The organism is Rhodanobacter humi, from assembly GCF_041107455.1.
Classification (GTDB): Bacteria; Pseudomonadota; Gammaproteobacteria; order Xanthomonadales; family Rhodanobacteraceae; genus Rhodanobacter_A.
On sequence record NZ_JBGBPY010000001.1, the window covers coordinates 1,170,368 to 1,182,231 of the forward strand.

Below are 11,864 nucleotides of genomic sequence, written 5' to 3' on the forward strand. Positions count from 1 at the left end.
CAGGGGAATCGATCACCATGACATCACGCCGTATCACTGCGGGGCTGCGGACTGCGCTGCTCGCCTTGCTGATCGCCGCCAGCGGCGCGCTGCCCGCGCAGGATGCGCCGCAGGCGAAATACCCCGACTACCCCAGCGAGACGCCGGCCAGCTTCAAGCCGGCCACCGCCGACCTGGACTACGTCGAGCGCGACGTGATGATCACCATGCGCGACGGCGTGAAGCTCAACACCGTGATCCTGATCCCCAAGGGTGCGCAACACGCCGGCATCGTGCTCACGCGCACGCCCTACGACGCCCACGAGCTCAGCCACAACTTCATGAGCGGCCACCTCGAACCGCTGCTGCAGGGCTACGACAACGCCGCCGACGTGATCGTGGAGGACGGCTACATCCGCGTGATCCAGGACATCCGCGGCAAGTACGGCTCCGAGGGCGACTACGTGATGAACCGCCCGGTGCACGGCCCGCTCAATCCCACGCCGGTGGACGACGCCACCGACACGTACGACACCATCGACTGGCTGGTGAAGAACATCCCCGAGTCGAACGGCAAGGTCGCCACCATCGGCATCTCCTACGACGGCTTCGAACCGCTGATGTCGCTGGTGCATCCGCATCCCGCGCTGAAGGCGGCGGTGCCGATGAACCCGATGGTCGACGGCTGGATGGGCGACGACTGGTTCCACCATGGCGCCTTCCGCGAGCAGAACCTCAGCTACATCTACGAGCAGGAGGCCAGCCGCGACAACAAGGTCAAGTGGTGGACGAATTACCACGACGAGTACGACTTGTTCATGCACTACGGCTCCGCCGGCGCGATGGGTAACGCCTACGGCATGCAGCAATTGGGCTTCTGGAACAAGATCCTCGCCCACCCCGCCTACGACGCGTTCTGGCAGCAGCAGGCGGTGGACAAGGTGCTCGCCGCACAACCGCTCAGCGTGCCGGTGATGCTGGTGCACAGCCTGTGGGACCAGGAGGACATCTACGGCGCGCTGGCCGTCTATCGCGCGATCAAGCCGAAGGACAAGACCGGCGACATGGTGAAGCTGGTGATGGGTCCGTGGCACCACGGCCAGGAGATCGCGGAAGGCAGTGCGCTGGGCGCGATCCGCTTCGGCAGCGACACCGCGAAGTACTTCCGCCAGCACATCCTGCGGCCGTTCCTCGCGCAATACCTCAAGGATGGTGCACCGAAGGCGAACCTCGCCCCGGTCACCGCCTTCCAGACCGGCACCAACCAATGGCAGCGGCTGGACCGCTGGCCGCTGGCCTGCGACAACGGCTGCGCCCGCAAGGACCGTGCGCTGTATCTGGAGCCCGGCCTGCAGCTCGGCTTCGACGCACCCGCCGCAGGCAATGCCTACGACGAATACATCTCCGATCCCGCACACCCGGTGCCGTTCCGCGCGCGACCGATCCAGCCGATCGGCTACGACCACGGCCTCACCTGGTCGCAGTGGCTGGTCGACGACCAGCGCGAGGCCTCCGGCCGCACCGACGTGCTCAGCTACGAAACGGCGCCGCTCACCGAGCCGCTGACCATCGCCGGCGCGCCGGTGGTGCATCTGGTCGCCTCCACCAGCGGCACCGACAGCGACTGGGTGGTGAAGCTGATCGACGTCTACCCCGACCAGGTGGCCGAACAGCCCGAAATGGGCGGCTACCAGCTCGCGGTGGCGATGGACATCTTCCGCGGCCGCTACCGCAGCGGCTGGGACAAACCCGAAGCGCTGGCTCCGGACAAGCCGCTGGCCTACCGCTTCGACCTGCCCGCCGCGAATCACGTGTTCCTGCCCGGCCACCGCATCATGGTGCAGGTGCAGTCGAGCTGGTTCCCGCTGTACGACCGCAACCCGCAGACCTACGTGCCGAACATCTTCCTGGCCAGGCCGGCGGACTACGTGAAAGCCACCCAGCGCATCTACCACGCGCCCGGCGAAGCCAGCTACATCGCGCTTCCGGTGGTGGCGAACTGATCCCGGCAAGCGCGCTCTACCGCCAACTTTCAGGTCATTGAAAAGTGCGGCCATGGATGGCCGCCCATTTGATCTTCGCGATCAAGGACGATCGCAAAAGAAAAGAAAACGCCGCGACGGTTCCCCGTCGCGGCGTTTTCCAATCACGAAACGCTACTTGCCTCAGTTCCGGGGAGCGCCCGACTCGGCCTGCTCGCGCTCGCCCAGGCGCTGGCCCAGGCGGTCGATGTTGTTGAGCGACATCAGGTGCGCGTAGATCCAGCCGAGCACGCCCTCGCGCAGGAACTCCTGGGCGGTCTTCTCGTCGAGCTGGCGCAGCTTCTCCTCGTTGACCACGAACAAGCCGTTGAGGTTGATCACGTGGCCGTCCTGGCTGTCCGGCGCGCCCTTGCGCAGGCTCATGTTGCGGGCTTCGAGCAGGTTGTGCTTGCGCAGCTGGTCCATGAACCAGCGGGTGCGCGCCACGTGCTGCTGGAACTCGCCGAGGAAGCCCACGGCGCGGCTCAGCAGCTCGGTATCGCTGCCGTCCTCGTTGAACAGGCGATCGCCCTCGGCGCCGAAACCCTCGTAACCCTCGTCGAGGAACACGGCGAAGTCGTCGCCTTCCTGGCCGGCCGGCTTCTCGGCCAGCACGAACGGGTAGCGACGCACGAAGGCGGGAATGTAGATGTTCGGCGTCCACTGGCCTTCGGCGTCGACGAACAGGTTCTCGTTCTGGCGCAGGCCCAGCAGCGCCACCGGACCGGCGTCGGCGAGGTCGTTGCCGGCGAACACGATCGGCAGGTCGCGCGCGGCCAGGCCGAACTCCACGCCGGTCAGCGGCACGGAATGCGCGCCCAGCGCGAACTTCATGTTCGGGATCGGCTTGAGGCGCAGATCCTTGTGGTCGTTGCGGTTGAGCGGCACCGGGCGCTCGTAGAAAAGAACTTCAGCCACGTGATTTACCTCTGCCCCGCCGTGCCGGGGTTGCCACCATCGGCTTCCCCTCCCAAACCCGGCGTCGGGTCTACAGATGAACGACCACTATATCAGCGCCCGTGCCCGTCCGCGAATCCCCGGCACGGGACCTATCTGATTGACCGCAAAGAGTTAGCTGTACTTTTGCGATCGTCCTTGATCGCAGGATCACACGGGCGGCCATCCATGGCCGCACTTTTCAATTTATTGGTCTATGCTGCACTGCATCCGAGCACCGTTGCATGGCCGCAGCGCTCTTTCTGTGAGGAAGGACGAACCGCATGCTGATGGAAGTCACGAACCGGGCCGACCTATATTCGACCCGCGTGCTGTCGCTGGACGCCGCCGGCCGCATCCTGGACTGGATCAGCTGGCAGGATGCCGTGTGCCTCTATGTGCGCGGCGCGGTGGCCTGGACGCTGGGCGATCCCTGCCTCACCGTGCACGGCGGCCACAACCGCATGCTGGGCGCGCAGAGCCGGCTTGACCTGCACCCCATCGTGGCCAGCACCGGCCACTGCCACGAGCACGCGATCGACCCCGCCCCCGCACTCACCAACACCGCGCTGTTCGCCCGCGACCGCCACCTGTGCCTGTACTGCGGCGAGCACTTCAACCGCGGCGAGCTGACCCGCGACCACGTGCAGCCGGTATCGAAGGGCGGCCGCGACGAATGGGAGAACGTGGTCAGCGCCTGCCTGGCCTGCAATCTCAGGAAAGGCAGCCGCACCCCGCAGCAGGCGCATATGCCGCTGCTGGCCGTGCCGTACCGGCCGAGCTGGGTGGAGCACCTGATCCTGTCCAACCGCAACATCCTGGCCGACCAGATGGAATTCCTGGTCAGCCACCTGCCGCGGGACCGGCGTCCGCAAGCCGCCTGACAGGGTCGATGGCGCCCACGCGCCCGGATTGCGCCCGGCCCCCGCCCTTGCCGCGCCCCGCCGCTGGCTCAACAATACGCGGATGAAAGATCCTGCACGCTACCCCCATCTGGCGGCCATCGAGGCGCCGGCCGACCTGCGCCGCGTCCCCGACGAGGAACTGCCCGCCGTCGCCGACGAGCTGCGCCAGTACCTGATCGAGGCCGTGGCCAGTTCCGGCGGCCACTTCGGCGCGGGGCTGGGCGTGGTGGAACTCACCGTGGCGTTGCACCACGTGTTCGACACGCCCACCGATCGCCTGGTGTGGGACGTGGGCCACCAGTGCTACCCGCACAAGATCCTCACCGGCCGGCGCGAGCGCATCACCACGATCAAGAAGAAGGACGGCCTGGCGCCGTTCCCGCGCCGCGAGGAGAGCGAGTACGACACCTTCGGCGTCGGCCACTCGTCCACCTCGATCTCGGCGGCGCTGGGCATGGCGATCGCCGCGCAGCACAAGGGCGACCACCGCAAGGTCGTCGCGGTGATCGGCGATGGCGCGATGACCGCGGGCATGGCGTTCGAGGCGCTGAACCACGGCGGCGATGTCGAACCGAACATGCTGGTGGTGTTCAACGACAACGGCATGTCGATCAGCGAGAACGTGGGCGCGATGACCAAGATGATGTCGCGTGCGCTGGCCAGCCGCCGGCTCAACGCGGTGCGCGAGCGCGCCAAGCGGGCGATCCCGAAACAGTCCTTCGTGGGCCGTTTCGTCAAGCGCTGGGAGGAACACGCCAAGGGCATGTTCGTGCCGAGCACGCTGTTCGAGGAGCTGGGCTTCCATTACACCGGCCCGATCGACGGCCACAACATCCCGCAGCTGCTGGCCGCGCTGCGCACGGTGAAGAACCTGCCCGGCCCGCAGCTGCTGCACGTGATCACCACCAAGGGCAAGGGCTACGCCCCGGCCGAAGAGGCGCAGATCGAGTACCACGCGGTGGGCCCGTTCGACCCGCAGGCCGGTCTGGTCAAGAAGAACGCGCCGGCCAGGCCGACCTACACCGACATCTTCAGCGACTGGCTGTGCGACCAGGCTGCGGCCGACACACGCCTGCTCGGCATCACCCCGGCGATGCGCGAAGGCTCCGGCCTGGTGCGCTTCTCCAGGGAATATCCCGAGCGCTACTTCGACGTGGCGATTGCCGAACAGCACGCGGTGACGCTGGCCGCGGGCATGGCCTGCGAAGGTGCCAAGCCCGTGGTGGCGATCTACTCCACCTTCCTGCAGCGCGCCTACGACCAGGCGATCCACGACGTGGCGCTGCAGAACCTCGACGTCACCTTCGCGATCGACCGCGCCGGCGTGGTCGGCCCGGACGGCGCCACCCACGCGGGCAGCTTCGACCTCTCGTTCCTGCGCTGCCTGCCCAACTTCGTGATCATGGCGCCGGCCGACGAGAACGAGTGCCGGATGATGCTCTCGACCGGCTTCCAGTACGCCGGCCCCGCCGCGATCCGCTACCCGCGCGGCACCGGCCCCGGCATCGCGATCCGCCCCGAACTCGACACCTTGCCGATCGGCAAGGCCGAGCTGCGCCGGCGCGGCCACGGCCTCGCCCTGCTCAGCTTCGGCGCGATGCTGGCGCCCGCCGCGGTGATCGCCGGCGAGCTCGACGCGACGCTCGTCAACATGCGCTTCGTGAAGCCGCTGGACGAGACGCTGATCGTGGAACTGGCGAAAACCCACGACGCCTTCGTCACCCTGGAAGACAACGCGATCGCCGGCGGCGCGGGCAGCGCCGTGGCCGAATGCCTGGCCGCGCACGGCATCGTCAAGCCGATCCTGCACCTGGGCCTGCCGGACGCCTACCTCGAACACGGCAGCCGCGAGGAAGTACTGAGCATGGCCGGCCTCGACCTGCCCGGCATCCGCCACGCGATCCACACCCGCTTCCCGCAGCTCGCCGGCGCCAGCCTCGCCAGCGCGGGCTGAGAGCCTGTTCCGGTCATGCGACGACGCCCCGCAAAAGCGGGGCGTCGTCGTTCATGCGGCTCCCCAGCGCCCGCCGCTCACCCGATCGCGCGCCTCCAGATCCTGCGCGGTGAACACTTGCACGTAACCCGCCTCGCGCAACAGCGCGCGGGCGGCATCGCCCTGGTTCCAGCCGTGCTCGAACAGCAGCCAGCCGCCGGGCTCCAGATGCGCGCACGCGTCGGCGACGATGCGGCGGATGGCGTCGAGACCATCGGCACCGGAGGCCAACGCCGCGGCCGGCTCGTAGCGCAAGTCACCTTGCGCGAGATGCGGGTCGGCCGCTTCGATGTAAGGCGGGTTGGACACGACCAGCGCGAAGCGTTCGCCCGTCAGCGGCGCCAGCCAGTCGCCCTGGACGAAACGCACGTTGGCTATGCCCAGCCGTTGCGCGTTGCGACGCGCCACCGCGAGCGCATCGACGCTCGCATCCGTGGCGACGACCTGCGCCTGCGGACGCTCGCTGGCCAGCGCCAGCGCGATCGCGCCGCTGCCGGTGCCCAGGTCGGCCACGCGACAAGCCATGTCGCGCGGCAGGCGTTCCAGCGCCAGTTCCACCAGCAGTTCGGTCTCCGGCCGCGGGATCAGCGTGGCCGGCGTCACTTCCAGCTCCAGCGTCCAGAAACCACGTCGCCCGGTGAGGTAGGCCACCGGCTCGCCGGCGGCGCGGCGCGCGACCAGCGCATCGAAGGCCGTCCGAACGTCCGTATCCAGTGCATCATCGGCATGCGCGAACAGCCAGCTGCGCGGCTGGCGGAGCACGTGCAGCAGCAACGCTTCGGCATCGACGCGTTCGCCAAGTCGCGCCGTGGCGGCGACCAGCAGGGTACGCACGTCAGCCACGCGGAGACTCTCCCGGCGAGGACGGCAATGGCGGTGGCGGCGCCGCTGCCGGCTTCGGCTCATGCCGATGCCAGTAGCCGCCGTGCGTCCATGCGCCGAAGGCCCACTGCAGCCAACCGATCAGCGCGAACGCCAGCCACAACGCCCATGCCAGCATCGCCAGCTTGTACCACCACAGCGACACGCTGAGCACGCCGCCCACGGGCAGCACGCCGCTGCTCTGGTCGGCGAACCAGCGCAGCCGCCAGGCATCGGAACCGTTGCCGGCTACGTGCATGTCCGGCACGCCGAGCAGGCCCTTGGGCACCGCGGCGACCAGCACGAGCAGCGCCAGCACGGTAAGCAGCGCCAGCCCGAGCTGCACAAGGTTGAATCCCCGCACACGTTCCGGCGGCGACCAGCGCGCGCGCAGTCCGAGCAGGATCAGCCACGCCGCCACCAGCGCATACGCACCCCACGCGAATGCGGAGAAGCCCAGCCCCAGCAGCAGCCAGTGGCGGTAGCGCAGCGGCGTGGGCGCGTAACGCGCCAGCAGCCAGGCGACCAGCAGCAACACCACGAGCTGCGACCAGTACAGCACCGCCGGGCCGGTGGTCGATCCCCAGGTCCACAGCACCCAGCGGTCCTGCGGCAGATCCAGCTCGGCGGCGATGTTCGCCACCGGCGCCTCCAGCGCGAGCGCCGGCGTGCGTGTGCGCGCGGCGATCCCGTGCGGTTCGCGCAGGCGCACCTGGTAGTCGTGTTCGCCGGGCAGCAGCGGCAGGCCGAGCCTGCCGTTGCGCACGGCCAGGTTCACCGGCTCGCCGTCGCGGCTGGCCTCCCGCAGCTCGGCGCCGGCAGGCAGCGCGATCGCGTGCTCGCCGCCGCGCGTGCTGCGCGCCGTGAGCGCGAGCGTGGTTTCCGTGCTGCGCTCGCCCACCTTGCTTTGCACGCCCACGTTGTCGAAGGCGAGGCTGCCGCCGCCAACCGCGACCGGCTGGCTGAAACCGAGTTGCACGGTTTCGCCGGGCAGCGGCTGGAAGCGCAGGCCCACGTCGCTGGCGCTGGTCGGCACGCCTTGCGCATCGACGTGCCACATCGGCGCGGCGACGATTTCCCAGACTTCGGCGCGCTCGCCCAGCGCGGGCGCCGTGAGCGCGAGCTTCGCCGCGTGATCCAGCCGGCTCGTCCAGCGCACGGTGTCGCTGCCTGCGTTGAAGGTGACGTCGATGCGGCCGTTCTTCACCAGCGCGCCATCACCTTGCGGATGTTCGCCGGGCAGCAGCGGCAGGCTGAGGCTGAAGCCGCCATTCGCGGGGGCGATGCGTTCGACCGTGTTTTCCACCCGCCAGTCCACGCCCAGCAGCAGGCGGCGGGTCAGCCGCACGTAGGGCGGGAAGTCCTGCGCGGCCACCGCCGGGCCGCCGTTGTCGGCGACGCGCACGCGTTGCAGCGCGAGGCTGTCGCCCAGCATGCGTCCGCCGTCCACGCCATCCAGCGACCAGCCCTGCCCGTTGAACGCCACCCGCTGCGGGCGCAACGCGAAGTTCAGGCTGGCGCTGTCCGCCGTGCCGATGCGGTAGCGCAGGCCGATGCGATGCACGCCGCGGTCGAGGCGCAGCAGCGCATCGTCGTCGTCGCGAACCAGCGCGGCGGGATGCCCGTCCACGCTGGCGTCGAGCAATTGCAGCGCGGCGTCGGGTTGCGGCAGCGGCAAGGCCACGGTGGCACCCGCAGCCACCTCCAGCGCCACGTCCAGCGTGTCGCCGCTGGCCTGCAGTTGCGCCTGCGCCACGCTGGCGCAGGCGGGCGCGCACTTCGGCGCTTCGGTGAGGCGGGCCTTCAACTGATCCAGCAGTTGTTGATTCGGCAAGCTCTGCGCGTGCGAAATCGAAGGCAGCAGCGCGACGGCGAGCAGCAGCGCACCGGCCACGCCGGCGCCGCGTGCAGCGGTCCAAGGCAGGCGCCACGGGCGCAGGCTAGCGAGCAGCTTCGCCAGCAACGCCGCCAGCATGGCGACCATCGCCACGCGCAGCAGCCGCACCAGCCAGCGCGGCGCGATCAGCAGCCGCGTGGTTTGTTCCGCAGTCACCGGGCCGGACCAGCCGAGTTGGTAGTCGTTACCTTGATCCCAGCCCGGCGTGCCCGCACCAGCCTGGATCGTGCTGCGGCTGTCGAAATCGTCGAGGCCGGAGCTTTGCAACGCATTCGCAGTCACGACGACCGAAGAAAGATATTGCGTCGCCTTGGTGCGTGCGCGCGGAGAAGGCTGTTTCATGGGTTCAGACGGCGGCGGCAACACTGCTAGCGCTGCTGGCGCTGCCGACGGAGGCGCTGGCGGTGCTGGCACCGCCGCATCGTTGGAAACCTCCTCCACCGGAGGCGGCGTTGTCTGCCGGATGGTCTTCGGCGGCGGCTGGACATATTCCTCATGCACGAACTGCCCGCCCTCCAACTGCGGATGTAGCGCGTACTGCAATTGCCGTGCGGCGAACGGCAGGCTCCACAACACGGCGAGCGCGAACACCGCGATGGCGGCGCCGCGCGCCGCGACACGCAGGCGTCCATCCGGCAAGGCACGCAGCAGCAGCGCCAGCAGCAACACCATGGCCAGCGTCCACAGCGGCGCGCCGCTTTCATGGCGGCCCAGCGCGAGATAAAGCGCCGCCAGCACAGCCCAGCGCCAGCCGAGCAGGCGACCGGCCAGCAAGGCGACCAGCGCGAGCACGAACAGGTCGAGCAGGCTCCATTGCGCCACCCACGTATCCGGCGCGCGGTCCGCACCGGACGCCGCGATCAGGCGATAGCCGAACGGCAGGTGCAGGCTGGCGCTGATGCCTTCCAGCGGCAGTCGCCAGCCGGAGCTGGGGATCGCGCCCCCGTGCACGGACAAGCGCAGGCCGGCGTCGAGATCGAGTTTGCGCGTGCGCAGTTCGACGCCGCTGCGGCCATCGCCGCCCTTGCTGACCAGCAGCGGGGTGCCGCCCTCGCTGGCGCGCTGCAGTTGCCACGGCGCGGTCACGTCCAGCCGCTGGTGGTGGCGCAGTTCGCCGCTGAGATGATCGGCCGTGCGCAAGCCGCCACCGTCGAAGTCCAGCCACATCTCGCGTTGCAGATGGATCTGGTCGCCCTTGCCGCCTTCGTCGCCGCGCGCGCCGGCGGTGATGGTCAGGCCCGTGCCGTCGTTCAGCGCGAACGCGGGCAGGTCGCTCCAGTCGTCGGGCACGCCGGCCTGCGCGGCGTCGATGCCCTGCCCCTCCGCGCGGCTGCCGCGCAGCGCGGGGTCGTCGCGGTAGCTCCAGATTTCCTGCCGCGGCCAAGGCGCGGCGGGCAGTTTCAGCGCCACCTTTTCCAGCGGCGCGATGGCGCGCGCAGTCAACGTCAGCAGCCAGTGTCCCGGCCGCAGCTGCACGCGCAGGCGGCCGTCGCTTTCAAGCTTGGCCGGCAGGTCGCCGGCTAGCACGGTGGCGACGAAGCCCGCGGGCAAGGCCGGGCCGAGCACGACTTCGCGCGCGCTGCCGGCCACGTCGAGTTGCAGCTGCGTCAGCAGCATGGCGGGCAGGCCGTCGCCAAGCTCACGGTAGACGCGCAGCGACAAGGCATCGGCGACGCGCTGCGCGGCGGCGGCTTCGCCCAGGGTGAGTTCGTCGCCGTTGCGCTCGACGCGTGCCACCGCCGCGCCGTCCACGCTGAGCGCGACGAGGCCGATTTCCGTGGGCACGCGCAGGCGCGCGGGCCGCTCCGACCACGGCAGCGTGCCGCGCAACTGGTAGTCACCGGGCGCCAGCCACAGCATCGGTTGGTCGTCGTGCTGCAGCACCACGGCGGGCTGGTTGTTCGAGGTCACCGCCTGCGGCCAGGCGTGCTCGTCGCCCGGCAGTGCCACCCAGCCGGGCGCGTCCACGTGTACGTCCAGACTGAAGTGCGCGCCGTCCTTGCCGGCATCCAGCGCCAGCCGGCCGGGCCAGGTGCACTGGTAGCTGTCCGCGCCCGGCGACTGGTTGGCGAGGAACGGGCAGGCATGCTGCGGCGCGTCGTGCAGCACCCAGCCCTGCCAGTCGCGCAAGGGTGGCGGCACGTCCTGCGCCGGCAACGGCGCGGCCAGCAGCAGGCACAGACCCAGCAGTGCTATCAGTCGAGCAAGCATGCGTTTCTCCCTGGATGCCGCGCGGCCGGCAACAACAAGTAGAACATGCCATCCGCATGCCGCGGAACGGCCCGGTCGCCCGGCTCAGTCCGACACCGCCAGCACGCACTCGTCGGCGCCGAAGCTGCGACAGCAGACCGGGAAGACCGACAGGCTGCGCCGCGCCAGGGCCGGCACTAGCAGGCCTTCCAGGAAGCCGCCATAGAAGCCGCAGCCGGAATGGCCGTCTTCGGCGCACAACGCGCTGTGCCGGATATGCAGCTGGCCATCCTGCAGCTCCGCCTCGGCGAAGGCATGCAGCGCCGGCACGGCGAGAGCGGAAAGTGCAGCGGCTAGCGCGAGCCCGGTGTCCAGCGAATATTCGCGCGCGAACACCCACGCGCCCACCCGCTGCCCGGCCAGCTGCAACGTGGCGGCGCGCGCCCCCGGCTGCACGCCACGATCCAGCGCCAGCAGGCGCGGCAGGATGCGCGGGTATTCCTGCTCCAGCGCAGCCAGCGCTTGTTCGACCGCCGCCTCGTCGGCCGCCAGTTCCGGCAGTTCGACGTAGGGTTCGGGCTCCGGCTCGGTCGGTGCGGGCGGCGGCGCGGGACGGCGGACCACCAGTTCCTCGAACGTTTCCGTTTCCGGTGCGGGCTGCGGAGCCGCCGCGATGGCGACTTCGGCCTCCGCACTCGCGGCCGGCGCGGGCGCGGCATCCCGCTCCGGAACGGATGCCGGCTCGGGCGGCGGTGCCGGCGGCGGCACGTAGCCGCTGGTGACCTTGCTGGTGGCGGCGAAATGCGCGCGCGCCTCGCCCTCGACGGCGGGCGCCAGTTCGAAGCTGATGAGCCGGTCGCAGCCTTCCAGTGCCTGGCGCAACGCGCGCTTTTTGAACCACGAACCGCGCACCACCATGCTCAGCAGCGTGCCATGGGGGTCCTGCGCCAGGCGCTGCCGCAGCAGGGTGAAGCCGTTCGCGGCCGCCAGGCGGCCAACCTCGATGAGCAGGCCCTCGCGTTGCAGCGCGAGCGCCTGGATTTCCAGCTCGATCATCCGTCCCCCTGTAGACGATGTCGGTG

Annotated in this window: 7 protein-coding genes; 3 read left to right on the forward strand and 4 right to left on the reverse strand. The window is 69.7% G+C overall.

Annotated elements, in window-relative coordinates; genetic code table 11:
* The first annotated feature begins 17 nt into the window (after positions 1–17).
* Positions 18–1,982: a CocE/NonD family hydrolase gene (locus tag AB7878_RS05330; protein ID WP_369493359.1), complete on the forward strand. Its 1,965-nt coding sequence runs from the start codon at positions 18–20 to the stop codon at positions 1,980–1,982.
* 162 nt (positions 1,983–2,144) lie between these two features.
* Here AB7878_RS05330 and AB7878_RS05335 read toward each other — a convergent pair whose 3' ends face one another.
* The gene (locus tag AB7878_RS05335; RefSeq protein ID WP_369493360.1) at positions 2,145–2,918 is read right to left on the reverse strand and encodes a SapC family protein; all 774 of its coding nucleotides are present in this window, start codon (positions 2,916–2,918) and stop codon (positions 2,145–2,147) included.
* A gap of 302 nt (positions 2,919–3,220) precedes the next feature.
* On the opposite strand from AB7878_RS05335, the gene AB7878_RS05340 reads away from it, so the two are divergent.
* Positions 3,221–3,820 (forward strand): HNH endonuclease, encoded by a 600-nt coding sequence (locus AB7878_RS05340; RefSeq protein WP_077482341.1) that lies wholly within the window; start codon positions 3,221–3,223, stop codon positions 3,818–3,820.
* 82 nt (positions 3,821–3,902) lie between these two features.
* On the forward strand, positions 3,903–5,795 hold the full coding sequence (gene dxs, locus AB7878_RS05345; RefSeq protein WP_369493361.1) for a 1-deoxy-D-xylulose-5-phosphate synthase: 1,893 nt from the start codon (positions 3,903–3,905) through the stop codon (positions 5,793–5,795).
* A gap of 51 nt (positions 5,796–5,846) precedes the next feature.
* Here dxs and prmC read toward each other — a convergent pair whose 3' ends face one another.
* The 3 genes from prmC to AB7878_RS05360 form a co-directional block, all read right to left on the reverse strand.
* Entirely contained in the window at positions 5,847–6,677 is an 831-nt protein-coding gene (gene prmC, locus AB7878_RS05350) for a peptide chain release factor N(5)-glutamine methyltransferase (protein WP_369493362.1), read from the reverse strand.
* The gene (locus AB7878_RS05355; RefSeq protein WP_369493363.1) at positions 6,670–10,803 is read right to left on the reverse strand and encodes a hypothetical protein; all 4,134 of its coding nucleotides are present in this window, start codon (positions 10,801–10,803) and stop codon (positions 6,670–6,672) included. The genes prmC and AB7878_RS05355 overlap by 8 nt, the downstream gene beginning before the upstream one ends.
* Before the next feature lie 84 nt (positions 10,804–10,887).
* Positions 10,888–11,838, reverse strand: a complete 951-nt coding sequence (locus tag AB7878_RS05360; RefSeq protein ID WP_369493364.1) for a hypothetical protein — start codon at positions 11,836–11,838, stop codon at positions 10,888–10,890.
* Positions 11,839–11,864 lie beyond the last annotated feature (26 nt).